The sequence below is a fragment of the Olsenella profusa DSM 13989 genome (genome assembly GCF_030811115.1).
GTDB lineage: Bacteria > Actinomycetota > Coriobacteriia > Coriobacteriales > Atopobiaceae > Olsenella_F > Olsenella_F profusa.
This window is the reverse complement of the sequence record NZ_JAUSQK010000001.1, coordinates 395,801-409,688: the sequence shown is the minus strand read 5'-3', so window position 1 is coordinate 409,688 and position 13,888 is coordinate 395,801. Positions and strand designations below refer to the sequence as shown.

The 13,888-nt window shown below is 63.9% G+C and carries 21 protein-coding genes; all 21 read left to right on the top strand.

The genetic code is table 11. The features are described 5' to 3' along the window. Window positions 1–856: 856 nt before the first annotated feature. The 21 genes from rplE (at window position 857) to J2S71_RS01755 (ending at window position 13,831) form a co-directional block, all read left to right on the top strand. Window positions 857–1,417 carry a 50S ribosomal protein L5 gene (rplE, locus tag J2S71_RS01855; RefSeq protein WP_021727139.1) on the top strand — a complete coding sequence of 187 codons (561 nt, stop codon included), beginning with the start codon at window positions 857–859 and terminating at the stop codon, window positions 1,415–1,417. A 53-nt stretch (window positions 1,418–1,470) separates the two neighbouring features. Next, complete coding sequence (locus J2S71_RS01850; RefSeq protein WP_307388423.1) at window positions 1,471–1,656, top strand: type Z 30S ribosomal protein S14; 186 nt, start codon at window positions 1,471–1,473, stop codon at window positions 1,654–1,656. An 87-nt stretch (window positions 1,657–1,743) separates the two neighbouring features. Further along, window positions 1,744–2,142, top strand: a complete 399-nt coding sequence (rpsH, locus tag J2S71_RS01845; protein ID WP_021727072.1) for a 30S ribosomal protein S8 — start codon at window positions 1,744–1,746, stop codon at window positions 2,140–2,142. Between the two features lie 27 nt (window positions 2,143–2,169). Beyond that, window positions 2,170–2,706 carry a 50S ribosomal protein L6 gene (rplF, locus tag J2S71_RS01840; protein ID WP_307388421.1) on the top strand — a complete coding sequence of 179 codons (537 nt, stop codon included), beginning with the start codon at window positions 2,170–2,172 and terminating at the stop codon, window positions 2,704–2,706. 63 nt (window positions 2,707–2,769) lie between these two features. Next, window positions 2,770–3,138, top strand: coding sequence for a 50S ribosomal protein L18 (rplR, locus tag J2S71_RS01835; RefSeq protein WP_021727053.1), 369 nt, complete (start codon window positions 2,770–2,772; stop codon window positions 3,136–3,138). A 10-nt stretch (window positions 3,139–3,148) separates the two neighbouring features. Then, window positions 3,149–3,670, top strand: coding sequence for a 30S ribosomal protein S5 (gene rpsE / locus J2S71_RS01830; RefSeq protein WP_307388419.1), 522 nt, complete (start codon window positions 3,149–3,151; stop codon window positions 3,668–3,670). A gap of 3 nt (window positions 3,671–3,673) precedes the next feature. Beyond that, a complete protein-coding gene (gene rpmD / locus J2S71_RS01825) occupies window positions 3,674–3,865 on the top strand; it encodes a 50S ribosomal protein L30 (protein WP_307388417.1) in 192 nt (63 codons plus the stop codon). An 11-nt stretch (window positions 3,866–3,876) separates the two neighbouring features. Further along, window positions 3,877–4,326, top strand: coding sequence for a 50S ribosomal protein L15 (gene rplO, locus J2S71_RS01820; protein WP_307388416.1), 450 nt, complete (start codon window positions 3,877–3,879; stop codon window positions 4,324–4,326). Continuing rightward, window positions 4,320–5,603 (top strand): preprotein translocase subunit SecY, encoded by a 1,284-nt coding sequence (gene secY, locus J2S71_RS01815; RefSeq protein ID WP_307388414.1) that lies wholly within the window; start codon window positions 4,320–4,322, stop codon window positions 5,601–5,603. The genes rplO and secY overlap by 7 nt, the downstream gene beginning before the upstream one ends. 494 nt (window positions 5,604–6,097) lie before the next feature. Then, window positions 6,098–6,724, top strand: a complete 627-nt coding sequence (locus tag J2S71_RS01810; RefSeq protein ID WP_021727129.1) for an adenylate kinase — start codon at window positions 6,098–6,100, stop codon at window positions 6,722–6,724. Then, window positions 6,721–7,608: a type I methionyl aminopeptidase gene (map, locus tag J2S71_RS01805; RefSeq protein ID WP_021727117.1), complete on the top strand. Its 888-nt coding sequence runs from the start codon at window positions 6,721–6,723 to the stop codon at window positions 7,606–7,608. The genes J2S71_RS01810 and map overlap by 4 nt, the downstream gene beginning before the upstream one ends. 115 nt (window positions 7,609–7,723) lie before the next feature. Beyond that, window positions 7,724–7,942, top strand: coding sequence for a translation initiation factor IF-1 (infA, locus tag J2S71_RS01800; RefSeq protein ID WP_040652360.1), 219 nt, complete (start codon window positions 7,724–7,726; stop codon window positions 7,940–7,942). Between the two features lie 116 nt (window positions 7,943–8,058). Then, the gene (gene rpmJ / locus J2S71_RS01795) at window positions 8,059–8,172 is read left to right on the top strand and encodes a 50S ribosomal protein L36 (protein WP_013252436.1); all 114 of its coding nucleotides are present in this window, start codon (window positions 8,059–8,061) and stop codon (window positions 8,170–8,172) included. 15 nt (window positions 8,173–8,187) lie between these two features. Then, complete coding sequence (rpsM, locus tag J2S71_RS01790; RefSeq protein ID WP_307388411.1) at window positions 8,188–8,559, top strand: 30S ribosomal protein S13; 372 nt, start codon at window positions 8,188–8,190, stop codon at window positions 8,557–8,559. Window positions 8,560–8,569: 10 nt separating this feature from the next. After that, a complete protein-coding gene (rpsK, locus tag J2S71_RS01785) occupies window positions 8,570–8,968 on the top strand; it encodes a 30S ribosomal protein S11 (RefSeq protein WP_021727048.1) in 399 nt (132 codons plus the stop codon). 18 nt (window positions 8,969–8,986) lie between these two features. After that, window positions 8,987–9,580, top strand: a complete 594-nt coding sequence (gene rpsD, locus J2S71_RS01780) for a 30S ribosomal protein S4 (protein WP_021727049.1) — start codon at window positions 8,987–8,989, stop codon at window positions 9,578–9,580. Window positions 9,581–9,602: 22 nt separating this feature from the next. Further along, on the top strand, window positions 9,603–10,544 hold the full coding sequence (locus tag J2S71_RS01775; protein WP_021727058.1) for a DNA-directed RNA polymerase subunit alpha: 942 nt from the start codon (window positions 9,603–9,605) through the stop codon (window positions 10,542–10,544). Window positions 10,545–10,580: 36 nt separating this feature from the next. Next, on the top strand, window positions 10,581–11,042 hold the full coding sequence (rplQ, locus tag J2S71_RS01770) for a 50S ribosomal protein L17 (RefSeq protein WP_307388408.1): 462 nt from the start codon (window positions 10,581–10,583) through the stop codon (window positions 11,040–11,042). Between the two features lie 93 nt (window positions 11,043–11,135). Further along, complete coding sequence (locus J2S71_RS01765; protein ID WP_307388406.1) at window positions 11,136–11,753, top strand: GNAT family N-acetyltransferase; 618 nt, start codon at window positions 11,136–11,138, stop codon at window positions 11,751–11,753. Then, window positions 11,753–12,580: a tRNA pseudouridine(38-40) synthase TruA gene (gene truA / locus J2S71_RS01760; protein ID WP_307388404.1), complete on the top strand. Its 828-nt coding sequence runs from the start codon at window positions 11,753–11,755 to the stop codon at window positions 12,578–12,580. Before J2S71_RS01765 ends, truA begins: the two co-directional genes overlap by 1 nt. Before the next feature lie 180 nt (window positions 12,581–12,760). Next, window positions 12,761–13,831, top strand: a complete 1,071-nt coding sequence (locus J2S71_RS01755; RefSeq protein ID WP_307388402.1) for a glycosyltransferase family 2 protein — start codon at window positions 12,761–12,763, stop codon at window positions 13,829–13,831. Window positions 13,832–13,888 lie beyond the last annotated feature (57 nt).

Below are 13,888 nucleotides of genomic sequence, written 5' to 3'. Positions count from 1 at the left end.
TGGCCCGTGCCCCGCCTGCGCGTCGGTCGATCCTCTGCCCAGCACCCAACACGGGGCTGAAGATCCCATCACATGCGTGTACGTCAATGCCCCGCGGCTCTTCGGCGGTCGAGCGCCACAGGGCAAGCGCACTCTCATGTGAGACGACAATCATGGGCACCCCCCGGCTCATCTGGCAGAGTACAAAGACCATAGGGGATGCATGGAGGGGAAAGCCCTACTCGCTCAGTGGTTCCTTGAGCGGCACCTTAAAGAAAGGTGGATTGCTGCACGTGTCTGACAGGAGGTGTATGGTTCTTTCCCGGATTGATTGACGCGCAGTTATAGCCTAGAGTGAGCGATTGGGAGCGAAATGGCCCCAAGTGCGTGCTGCATAGCGGGTGTTGGGTCCCTAGAAGGTGCAGATCGGTGCGCTCAGCTGGACCAAAGCGTTGTTTTTGCGACGAAAGAAGATTTCCTTTCCCTATGTGGGCTCGCTGGATGCTCTCCTGGCGGGGATGGGACGCGAGGCCAGCACGCACTTGGGGCCATTTCGCTCCCCGCACCGCCAGAGTACGGATCCCTGCCTGTCGCCAGGGGCTGCAGGCATGGGAAGGGCGGGGCGCGATGGGGGCTCATCAGGGCCGACAGGGCTGGCAATTGTGGATTTGCCACGGGGAGGGTGGATGCAGGCCATGCCCGCTGGCAATCGCTTTCCCAAACGCGTACCATTACAATCCGTATGACTGGGTGGGGACGATTCTGTCTCGACCAGGTCAGGCACATATGGCTCCTGGCATGCCAGGCCAGGAGGTGCGAGGGTAACCGAACAGTGGCCAACCCCGTGCTTAAGACCCCAAGAGTCAAGGAGTGTCACATGGCAGAAGAGAAGTACGTCCCGCGCCTCAAGGAGCGCTATGTCGCCACCGTGCGTGACGAGCTCCAGAAGAAGTTCGCGTACACGAACGTCAACCAGGTTCCCAAGTTCGAGAAGATCGTCGTGAACATGGGCGTCGGCGAGGCGGCCACCGATTCCAAGGCCATCGACGGCGCCATTGCCGACCTGCGCGCCATCACCGGCCAGCAGCCCCTGGTCACCCGCGCCCGCAAGTCCATCGCTACCTTCCATCTGCGTGCGGGCATGCCCATCGGCGCCAAGGTCACGCTCCGTGGCGACCGCATGTGGGAGTTCCTCGACCGTCTCATCGCCATCGCCATCCCGCGCATCCGCGACTTTCGTGGCATCAGCCCCAAGTCGTTCGATGGCCGCGGCAACCTCTCCATGGGCGTCACCGAGCAGCTGATCTTCCCGGAGGTCGACTACGACAAGGTCGACCACACCCGTGGCATGGACATCACCATCGTCACCACCGCCAACACCAACGAGGAGGGCAAGGCGCTGCTTGAGGCCTTCCACTTCCCGTTCAAGCAGGACTAACCAAACGTGCAAGTTGCCCCGGGGAGCCGGGGCCTCTTCCTGAAGGAGGATTTGTGGCTAAGACATCGATGATCGTCAAGGCGTCGCGTGAGCCGAAGCACTCTACGCGCAAGCAGAGCCGTTGCCAGCGCTGTGGGCGTCCCCACTCCGTGTATCGCAAGTTCGGCCTGTGCCGCGTGTGCTTCCGCGAACTCGCGAGCAAGGGCGAGCTTCCCGGCGTCCGCAAGGCAAGCTGGTAGGTCGGGGCTCTCGCGTGCAGGCACACCCGCCAGGGGCCCGTGTGAACCGCACGCGCTGGTTCATCACTAACGAAGGAGACAGAATCAATGAAGGTCACTGATCCCATCGCAGACATGCTGACGCGCATCCGCAACGCAAACTCCGCCGGCAAGCCCGAGGTCTCCATGCCCTCGAGCAAGGTGCTGGTCGAGGTCGCCCGCGTCATCTGCGAGGAGGGCTATGTCGAGTCCTATGAGGTGGAGGACACCAAGCCCCAGAAGACGCTGCATGTCACCCTCAAGTACGGTAGGAAGCACGCCCGCATCATCCGCGGCATCAAGCGCATCTCCAAGTGCGGCCTGCGCATCTACTCCTCCGCCGAGGGCCTTCCTCGCGTGCTGGGTGGTCTGGGCACTGCCGTCATCTCCACCTCCAAGGGCATGATGTGCGACCGCGATGCTCGCAAGCTGGGCATCGGCGGCGAGGTCGTCTGCTACATCTGGTAAGGATTGACAGGAAGTAAGGAGGAGACAATGTCTCGTATTGGTAAGAAGCCTGTCACGGTCCCTGCCGGTGTGACCGTGACCATCGACGGCGGCCACGTGAGCGTCAAGGGCTCCAAGGGCGAGCTCGAGCGCACGTTCTCCGACCTCGTGACCATCAGGCAGGAGGGCGAGGAGATCTGCGTGGTCCGCAACGACGAGACCACCGAGTCCAACGCCCAGCAGGGCCTCACGCGCACGCTCATCAACAACATGGTGCTCGGCGTCTCCGAGGGCTTCGAGAAGAAGCTCGAGCTCGCGGGCGTCGGCTACCGTGTCGCGCTCAAGGGCAGGGACCTCGACCTCTCGCTGGGCTACTCGCACCCCGTCGCGTACGCCTGCCCCGACAACATCACCTTCGAGGTGCCCGACAACACCCACATCACGGTGAAGGGCATCTCCAAGGAGCAGGTGGGTCAGGTGGCCGCCGAGGTGCGCGCCAAGAGGCCGCCCGAGCCGTACAAGGGCAAGGGCATCCACTACGAGGGCGAGCACATCCGCAGGAAGCTCGGCAAGGCTGCCAAGTAAGCCTCACCAGCCCAGAGGAAAGACCATCACCCCGTCAGGTGATGGCGTAGCTAAGGAGAACGAATGAACAAGTACCAGGCAAAGAAGGCGGGTCTCGAGCGTCGCAAGCGTCGCGTCCGCGCCAAGGTCTTTGGCACCGCCAAGCGCCCCCGCCTCACCGTGCATCGCACCAACGCGCATATCTATGCTCAGGTCGTCAATGACGTGACCAGCGAGACCATCTGCTCCGCCTCCACGCTGAGCCCCGAGTTCCGTGCCACGGGCAAGATCGGCTCCAACAAGGAGGCCGCCGAGTTCGTCGGCAAGCTCATCGGCGAGCGCGCCCTGAAGTCTGGCGTGAGCAAGGTCACCTTCGACCGCGGTGGCCGCATCTACCACGGCCGTGTGAAGGCTCTCGCAGACGGTGCCCGTGCAGCGGGCCTGAAGTTCTAGGAGGATTTGAATGCCACGTGATCGCAAGCGCCAGAATGACTCCGATCTTCAGGAGCGCGTAGTCTACATCCACCGTGTGTCCAAGACCGTCAAGGGTGGCCGCCGCATGAGCCTGCTCGCCCTCGTGGTCGTGGGCGACGGCAAGGGTAACGTTGGCATCGGCATGGGCAAGTCCGCCGAGGTGCCCCTGGCCATCCAGAAGGCCGCCGACGACGCCAAGAAGAGCATGTTCAAGGTGCCCCTCACCGAGGGTGGGTCCATCCCCCACGCCGTCGAGGGCCACTACGGTGCGGGCCGCGTCCTGATCAAGCCCGCCATCGAGGGTACCGGCGTCATTGCCGGCGGTCCGGTCCGTCCCCTGTTCGAGCTTGCGGGCATCACCAACGTGCTGTCCAAGTCCCTCGGCACGGACAACGCCCTCAACAGCATCAAGGCTGCCGCCGAGGGCCTCAAGTCCCTCACCAGTCCCGAGGAGGCCGCCGACCGTCGTGGCCTCACCGTCTCCGAGATGTTCAACGGGAAGGAGGCGTAAGGCATGGCAGACGAGAAGAAGCTTACCGTCAGGCTCGTGCGCAGCGCCGTTGCCTCCGTCAAGGAGGACCAGACTCGCACCTGCCGCGCCATGGGACTTCGCAGGATCGGCGACGTCTCCGTGCTGCCCGACAACCCGAGCGTTCGTGGAATGATCTTCAAGGTCAAGCACCTTGTTGAGGTAGAAGAGAACTAGGAGTCACCCACATGCAGCTCAATGATCTTCGTCCCGCAGAGGGCGCGCGGAAGGCCCGCAAGCGCATTGGCCGTGGCACCTCCTCCGGCTACGGCACCACGGCCGGGCGGGGCACCAAGGGTCAGCTCTCCCGCACCGGTGGCGGCAAGGGCGCCGGCTTCGAGGGTGGCCAGCAGCCGCTCGCCATGCGTCTGCCCAAGCTCCCCGGCTTCAAGAACCGCAACCGCGTGGCGTTCGCGCCCGTCAACGTCGCCCGTCTCGAGGGCCTCTACGAGGATGGCGAGATCGTCGATGCCGAGTCTCTCAGGGCCAAGGGCGTCATCAAGCATGACTACATCCCCGTAAAGGTCCTGGGCGACGGCGATCTCTCCAAGAGGCTCACCGTCAAGGTCGACAAGGTCTCCGCCTCTGCCAAGGCCAAGATAGAAGCCGCCGGCGGAAAGGTCGAAGAGGCGTGCTAAGGGGAATCGCTAACGCCTTCAAGGTTCCTGAGCTCAGGAAGAAGCTCCTCATCACGGTGGGGATCCTCCTCCTGTACCGACTGGGCGCCTACATTCCCGCACCGGGCATCCCCTTTAGGCAGTGGATCGAGGCGGGCCAGGCCATCACGTCACAGGGCGGCGCGCTCGCGGTGCTCAACCTGTACTCGGGTGGCAGCCTCGCCCGCGTCTCCGTGTTCAGCCTGGGCATCATGCCCTACATCACGGCGCAGATCATCCTCCAGATGATGCAGGCGGTCGTGCCGTCCCTCGGCGAGCTTGCCAAGGAGGGCGAGGCCGGCCAGAACCGGATCACGCAGTACACGCGCTATCTCACGATCGCGCTGGCATTCGTCAGTGCCATCGGCTACCTGTTCCTGTTCAAGAGCCAGGGCATCAACTTCTCCGCCATGCCGGGCGTCCCCGAGATGCTCGAGAACGTCATCGTGGTGGTGGTGCTGCTCACGGGTGGCATCATCATCATGTGGCTGGGCGAGGTGCTCACCCAGTACGGCATCGGAAACGGCATGTCGCTCATCATCTTCGTGAACATCATGGCCGGCCTTGGCCCCACGCTCGCGCAGACGTGGAACACCTCCGACATGGGCTCGCTCATCACCATCGTGACGCTGGTCGTCATCATGCTGATCATCCCGTTCATCGTGCGCATCGAGCGTGGCCAGCGCCGCATCCCGGTACAGTACGCCAAGCGCGTCGTCGGTCGCCGCATGATGGGCGGGCAGTCCACCTACCTGCCCGTCAAGGTAAACACGGCCGGCGTCGTGCCCATCATCTTCGCCTCCGCTCTGCTGTACCTGCCCGCCCAGCTCGCCGTCTTCTTCCCCAACGTGGGATGGGTGCAGACGGTCGCCAACGCGCTGGCCTCCGGCTGGCTCAACTGGGTGCTCTCGGTGCTGTTCATCGTCTTCTTCGCGTACTTCTACACCTCCATGGTGTTCAATCCCGACGAGACGTCCGACCAGCTCCGCAAGGCCGGCGGCTTCATCCCCGGCGTTCGTCCCGGCAGCGCCACCGCGTCCTACATCAAGGGTGTGCTCGACCACATCACGCTCCCCGGGGCCCTCTTCATGGCAGCCCTTGCCGTGATTCCGTCGATCCTGTTCTCCCTCACAGGCAACCAGCTCCTGCAGGCCTTCGGTGGCACCTCGGTGCTCATCATGGTCGGTGTGGCGATGGATACCATCTCCCAGCTGGAGTCTCAGCTCAAGATGCACAATTACGAGGGATTCTTCAAGTAGGTTCCGCATCGTGCGGCGGAAGTCTCAGGGGTCGGGCCTTCGGGCCGGGCCCCTTCCCATACAGGGACCCCACCCGCTGTGCGGGTAATGTGCCCATAGGGGAGCGAAAGGGCCCCAAGTGCGTGCTCGGTTGCGTGCCCACGGCGCGTTGGCGACACCCGCGAGCGACGAAAGCCCAGGATCGAGGTCCGCGAGGGCGCTGGGTTGCCCCCGACTCCCCGACGAATCCACCCTGCGCCTCGATGTCGGCACGCACTTGGGGCCCTTTCGCTCCCATGCCGCCATCGCGTGGCTCTAACGTGGCTCTGATATACCGTCACGGATGCCCGAGCCGGGTCCCTGGAGGCCCACCCGGCGCACAGGGGTGGGAACTGTGTGCGCCGAGGACCCCTCTCTGCCGGAAACCCGTGCCAGAACGAGGACGAGGCGTGTAGACTTGACTCATGCACACGTTGGTCAGAGGGACGAAGACACCACTCGAGAGAGAGGAAAGCATGAACATCGTTCTCCTAGGCGCCCCGGGCGCTGGTAAGGGTACGCAGGCACAGCGGCTCGTCGCCGAGTACGGTCTTGCGCACATCTCAACGGGCGACCTGCTCCGTGCCGCCGTCAAGGCGCAGAGCAAGCTGGGCAAGGAGGCCAAGGGCTACATGGACGCGGGTAGGCTCGTGCCCGATAAGCTCGTGATCAACCTCGTGAAGGAGCGCCTGCAGGAGGACGATGCCAAGAGGGGCTTCATCCTTGATGGCTTCCCGCGCAACAGCCAGCAGGCCGTCGTGCTCGACTCCGAGCTCAAGGACATGGGCATCGACCTCGACGTCGCGCTGCTCGTGGATGTCAGGCCCGAGGTCATCATCAATCGTCTGAGCTCACGTCGTACCTGCCGCGAGTGTGGCTACACCGCCCAAGCGGGCGTGGATGCGTGTCCCCGCTGCGGCGGCGAAATGTACCAGCGTGACGATGACAAACCCGAGACGATCGCCCAGCGCCTGGAGACCTACGGGAATAAGACGGCACCCCTCGTGGAGTACTACGCCGGTCACGGCATCCTGAAGCAGGTCGACGGCGATCGCGACGTGAACGAGGTCTACGCGGACGTCAAGTCCCTGCTGGGCCTATGATTCACATCAGGACAGAGGCCGAGATCGAGCAGATGGGGGCTGCGGGGTCGCTCGCCAAGCAGGCTCTGCGCCGGGCGGGCAGCCTCGTGCGTCCGGGTGTCTCCACCAAGGAGATAGATCGGGCGGTCGAGCTCTTCATCCGCGAGTGTGGGGCAAGGCCCACGTTCAAGGGCTACGATGGCTTTCCGGGAAGCATCTGCACCTCCACCAACGAGCAGATCGTGCATGGCATCCCCTCGCCCACCGTCACGCTTTCGGAGGGCGACATCATCTCCATCGACGCGGGTGCCACGTATGGTGGCTGGGTGGGTGACAATGCCTGGACGTTCTATGTGGGCGCCGTCTCCACCACCGTGCAAGGGCTGTGCGATGTCGCGCGTGATTGCCTCAAGGCGGGCATCGAGCAGGCGCTTCCTGGCAACCATCTCGGCGACATCGGCCATGCGGTGCAGTCGCTTGCCGAGGAGAACGGCTATGGCGTGGTGCGCGAGTACGTGGGCCACGGCGTCGGCCATGCCATGCACGAGGATCCCAACGTCCCCAACTATGGCAAGCGGGGCCGCGGAGTCAAGCTGCAGGTGGGGATGGTCATTGCCATCGAGCCCATGATCACGCTTGGCGCCTATGACAATCACACGCTGCCCAATGGGTGGACGGTGGTCACGGATGACGACATGCCGGCGGCTCACTTCGAGAACACCGTTGCCATCACCGAGGACGGCCCCCTCATCCTTACGGCGGACGAGCTTGGCCCGTGGTGTGCGATGCAGGGTGGCTCCGATGCGGAGGGGGCGGACGATGCCCAGGCGGAGGGCGCGTCGGAAGGGGAGGCGCCCGAGGGCCAGGACGCTCCCCCAGAGTCCGCGGACGCCCCTGAGAGCTGATGACACACCCTCCCTCTTCGCAGGAAATGTGTAGTTCCGTGCGGGGGAGGGATGAATATGTGTGGTTTTCTGTATGATACGGAATTGCTGTGGCTCGCGACAGAAAGTAGGTAAGGTGGCAAAGCAAGACGGCATCGAGCTCGAGGGTAAGGTTATCGAACCCCTTCCCAATGCAATGTTCAACGTCGAGCTCGAAAACGGCAAGACCATCCTGTGCACCATCTCTGGCAAGATTCGCATGAACTACATTCGAATCCTTCCCGGCGACAGGGTCGTCGTCGAGATTTCCCCCTACGACCTCACGAGGGGTCGCATCACCTATCGCTACAAGTAGCGATGGCAGCATCGACGTTCACGCCTGCGGCTGGGCGACAAGATAAGGTAGGCCAGCTCCACCTGGCTCTACCGGTAGCACGACGGTTCGTATGAGAACTACCGGAAGGAAGCATGATGAAGGTACGTCCTTCGGTTAAGAAGATGTGCGACAAGTGCAAGATCATTCGTCGCCATGGCAAGGTGTACGTGATCTGCGAAAACCCCCGCCACAAGCAGCGTCAGGGCTAAGAGAGGAGCTCGAAGTTGGCACGTATCAACGGTGTCGACCTCCCGCGCGACAAGCGCACCGAGGTCGGTCTTACCTATCTGTATGGCATCGGCGCAACCAGCGCCAAGCGAATCTGCGCCGAGTGCGGCGTGAACCCCGACACCCGCGTCAAGGACCTGACCGAGGATGAGGTCACCAAGATCCGTGACTGCATCGGCACTCACTTCACCACGGAGGGCGACCTCCGCCGCGAGGTGCGTCAGAACACCGCCCGCCTGATGGAGATCGGCTGCTACCGCGGCCTCCGTCACCGCAAGGGCCTCCCCGTCCATGGCCAGCGCACCCACACCAACGCTCGCACTCGCAAGGGCAAGAAGCGTCAGATCGGTGCCAGGAAGAGGGGCTAGGGAGCAGAGCATGCCTAAGAAGAACCAGCAGCACACGCGCGTCCGCCGCGCCGAGCGCAAGAACATCGCCGTGGGCCAGGCCCACATCAAGAGCACGTTCAACAACACCATCATCTCCATCACCGACCCCGCGGGCAACGTCATCGCATGGCAGTCGGGCGGCACCGTGGGCTTCAAGGGCTCCCGCAAGTCCACCCCATTCGCGGCCCAGGTCGCAGCCGAGGCGTGCGCCAAGGCGGCCATGGAGCACGGCCTGCACAAGGTCGCCGTGTTCGTGAAGGGCCCCGGTTCCGGCCGCGAGACCGCCATCCGCTCGCTCCAGGCCGCCGGCCTCGAGGTCTCGGGCATTCAGGACAAGACCCCCATTCCGCACAACGGTTGCCGTCCGTGCAAGCGTCGTCGCGTGTAGCAAGGAAGGACAGAACACATGGCAGTTGATAGGACCCCTGTCCTCAAGAGGTGCCGCCAGCTCGGGATCGATCCGATCGCGATGGGCATCAACAAGAAGTCCAACCGTCAGCCCCGCCGTCGCCGCCGTCAGGAGAGTGAGTACGGCGCCCAGCTGCGCGAGAAGCAGAAGGCCAAGTTCATCTATGGCGTCCTCGAGAAGCAGTTCCGTGGCTACTACGACAAGGCCATGAAGACCGAGGGCATCACCGGTGACAACCTGATGAGCCTGCTCGAGAGCCGTCTCGACAACGTGGTCTTCCGCCTCGGCTTTGCCCGCACCCGCAAGGAGGCCCGTCAGACCGTGCGCCATGGTCACATCAACGTGAACGGCAAGCGCGTCGACATCCCCTCCTACCAGGTGAAGGCCGCAGACGTCGTATCTGTGGCCCCCAAGGCCAAGGATCTGCTCCCCATCAAGGAGGCCATCGTCTCCTCCGAGCACATGGCCGTTCCCGCATGGCTCGAGGTTGACATCGAAAGGCTCCAGGGCACCGTGCTTCAGACTCCTGTCCGCGACCAGATCGATCTCGAGATCGATGCCCAGCTCATCGTCGAGCTTTACTCCAAGTAACGCGAACAGGTAGGAGGATTTCATGTCAGAATTCATCCGCCCACAGGTTTCCGTTGAGGAGGTCAGCGAGAACGTGGCGCGCATCTCCGCCGAGCCGCTCGAGCGCGGCTATGGCGATACGTTGGGTAATTCCCTGCGTCGCGTGCTGTTGTCCTCCCTCGAGGGCGCTGCGGTCGAGGCCATCCAGATCGATGGCGTTCAGCACGAGTTCACGACCGTCGAGGGCGTCTACGAGGATGTCACCGACATCGTGCTCAACGTGAAGGGCCTCGTGTTCCGCAGCGTGGGCACGGGTAGCGAGGCGACCGCCTCCATCTCGATCGATGGTCCCTGCACCGTCACGGGTGGGGACTTCAAGGTTCCTGCCGAGTTCGAGCTCGTCAATGCCGACCATGTGATCTGCACGCTGGGCGAGGGTGCCCACCTCTCCATGCAGATGCGCATCGGGTGCGGCCGCGGCTACGTCTCCGGTGCCGACAACGAGCGCGACAGCGACCCCATCGGCATCATCCATGTGGACTCGCTCTACTCTCCCGTGCATCGGTGCGCCAAGAGCGTCGAGCCCTGTCGCGTCGGCCAGCACACCGATTACGACCGTCTCGTGCTTGAGGTGGAGACGAACGGCTCCCTGAGCCCGCGCGATGCCGTCGTCGAGGCCGCGAACATCATCAATCAGCACATGAGTGCCTTCATGAGCGTCTCCGTGGAGGAGGAGCCCCAGGAGGACGTCTCGATCTTCGCCGAGGGCGGGGAGGAGGACAACACCGAGCTTGACAAGCAGATCGAGGATCTGGATCTCTCCGTCCGCTCCTACAACTGCCTCAAGCGCGCCGGCATCCACTCCGTGCGCCAGCTGGTCGATTTCTCCGAGAACGACCTGCTCAACATCCGCAACTTTGGCGTCAAGTCCATCGAGGAAGTCAAGGACAAGCTCGAGGAGATGGGCCTTGGTCTCAAGGCCTAGGGTTCGTCGCTCGTTTGAATGAGGAGTAACCAGACCATGAGACACAACAAGAAGAGGGGTATGAAGCTCGGCACCGATGCCAGCCATACCAGGGCGATGAAGAGGGGCCTCGTTGCGGCCCTCTTTGCCAACGATCGCATCAAGACCCTCGAGCCGCGCGCCAAGGCCATTCGTTCCGACGTGGACCGCGTGGTCATGTGGGCCAAGAGGGGCGACCTGCACGCTCGTCGCCTCGCCATCAGGCTGGTGGGCGACAAGGAGCTCGTGCGCGAGGTCTTCGACCGTGCCGCACAGGGCCAGTGGGCCGACCGCAATGGCGGCTATACGCGTATCATGAGGCTCGGCCCCCGCAAAGGTGACGCCGCCGAGGTCGTCATCATCGAGCTCGTGACCGAGTCCGTCAGGAAGGCCGGCAAGGCTGGCTCGTCCAGCGTCAAGAAGGTCGAGAAGGTCAAAGAAGTAGAGAAGGTCGAGGAGTCCGCAGAGGACGCCGAGTAGCCATCTTAACCACTGTTGGTATGCGAGGGGTTCGCTCTGCGGGCCCCTCTCTGCATATCGTCACGCTTTCATCGCAACGGAAGGTGGTGTCGCATGGGTAACGTGAGAGTGCGTATGGCGCAGCCGGAGGATGCAGGGCAACTGGTGGACATCTATGCGTTCTACGTGCGCAAGACTGCCGTCTGCTACGACACGGTCGTTCCGTCCGTGGACGAGTGTGCCGAGTGCATGGCACGCATCCTGAGGCACTATCCCTACCTGGTCGCACAGGACGGCGCGACGGGCACCCTGCTGGGATATGCGCACACGGGGCGCCTCAACTGGCGCGCGGGCTACGACTGGTCTGCGGAGACGACCATCTACCTGCGTCCGGACACGCGCGGCAGGGGCGTGGGACGCAGGCTGTACGACACGCTCGAGGGCGTGTCGCAGGCACAGGGCATCCTCAGCCTCAACGCCTGCGTCGCCTGCACGCAGCGGGAGGACGAGTACCTCACCAACGCCAGCCTACGCTTCCATGAGCGCATGGGCTTCCGTCGCGTGGGCGTCTTCCACCAGTGCGCCTGCAAGTTTGGCCGTTGGTACGACATGGTGTGGATGGAGAAGATGATCGGCGAGCATCATGCAGACCCTGCCGCGGTGCGTCCTGCGGCGGCGCTCGCCCCCTCGGAGCTCGCCGCAGCGGGGCTCTGGATGGGGGAGGGCGCCTGATGGGCAGGGGAGAGGTCCGGGGTGCCACGATGGTGATGCATCTGGGCTATCGTGGCGCGGGCTTCTCGGGCTGGGCCGAGCAGCCGGGACGGCGCACGGTGGCCGGCGAGCTGCGCGAGGCGCTGACGACCGTGCTCAGGCGCCCCATCGAGATGGAGGTGGCCGGACGTACCGATGCGGGGGTGCATGCCCTCGGTCAGCATGCGAGCGTTCCCATCACGGTTGAGGAGGCCACGTTGCCCGGTCGGCGCCTGCGCTCGTCAATCGTGGCGTTGACGCCGGATGACCTCGCCCTACGGGGGCTGTACCAGGCTCCTCGGGGGTTCTCGGCGCGCCTTGACGCCCAGGGGCGCCACTATCGCTATCGTCTGGTGTGTGGGATGGCGCGGCCCGTGATGGCATGGGGCCATGCCTGGTGGATCCGCGGCATCGAGCGTCTGGACGTTGGTGCCATGGCGTGCGCCGCGCAGGCCCTCGTGGGCGAGCACGACTTCACGTCGTTCTGCAAGGCGACGTCCGCGGAGCTCTTGATCCGCGGTGGCCGCTCGCTCTGCCGCAACCTGACGTCCATCGAGGTGGCACAGGTATGCGAGGCGGGCGAGGAGCTGGTCGTCGTGGACGTGCGTGGCAACGCCTTCCTGCACAACATGGTGCGCATCATCGTGGGCAGCCTCGTGGAGGTGGGTCGCGGGCAGCGGGACGCCCGGTGGCTGGCGGATGCCCTGGCCGCGCGCGACCGCAGGGCCGCCGGCCCCACGGCACCGGCAGAGGGCCTCACGCTTGTGGGCGTGGACTATCCGTCCGGCCCGCTCACGCCCTGGAGGTGAGCCACCTGGCCCGCCGCGGGCCCTACACGACCAGGCACCATGGTGATGCCTGCCACCATTCTGTGATTTTATCGGGGGTTCCCGCATGACCATAGGGCGTACACACCGCACGCATGGTTTCATGTGATAATTCAAGCATATGGGCGTTTGATATGGAACATATGGGTTTGGAGACGTGAGATGGGCCCCAAACATCCCGAGATCACAATCATCATGCCTGCCTACAACGTGGATGGGTACGTGCGTCGCGCCATCGAGAGCATCCAGCATCAGACGTTCGAGGACTTCGAGCTGTTGGTCGTGGACGATGGCTCCACCGACCGCACGGGCAAGGTGCTTGACGCCATCGCCGAGCGCGACATCCGTGTGACCGTGTTCCATCAGGAGAATGCCGGTGCCCCCGCGGCGCGCAACCGTGCGCTCGACCGTGCCCGTGGCACGTATGTGATGTTCTTTGACGCGGATGACTGGGCTGAGCCCACCATGCTCGACGACCTGCATGCCCTGGCCATCGCCAATCGCCTTGAGCTCGTGGTGGCAGGCTTCTTCATCGATACGTACTATGGCGATGCCGACCAACATACCAGCGAGCTCAAGAGCTGTGACGATGCCGTCTACGGCACGCAGGCGGAGTTCCGTGCGGCCGCCTGGCGGCTCTTTGACGCCAACCAGCTCTATCCGCCTTGGAGCAAGCTCTTCCTGCGCGAGCGCATCGAGCGGCTGGGCATCCGCTTCAGGCCGACGTTCTGGGATGACTTCCCCTTCGTGCTCGACTACATACGCGACGTGGAGCGGGTCGGCGTCATCTCGCGTGGCCACTACCACTTCGTCCGCCAGCGCAGCGAGAGCGAGACGGCGCGCTGGCGACCGAACATGTACCAGAAGCGCGAGGAGGAACACAGCTGGATGCTTGACCTCTATCGGCACTGGGGCCTGGACGGTGACGTGGCGAGCATGGAGATGGTGCAGCGTCGCTACATCGAGCGTCTGGTGGGATGCATCGAGAACGTATGCAACCCCAAGTGCGAGCTCACGCGCGAGCAGAAGCTGCACGAGATCAAACGCATGATCTCCAGCGAGCGCGCCTGCCTCGCCGTGCAGGTGGCACGTCCGCACTCGCGGATGATGAACCTCATGCTGGCGCCCATCAGGGCGCAGAACCCCCTGCTCTGCTACCACGAGGGGACGCTCATCTCGTTCGTGAGGCGTCACAGCACCAGGGTCTTTGCCACGCTCAAGGCCAACCGATAGGCGTCGCTGGGCCTTGCGGTGACGCTCCTGCGACGTGCGGGTGGCCTTGGGCGGCAG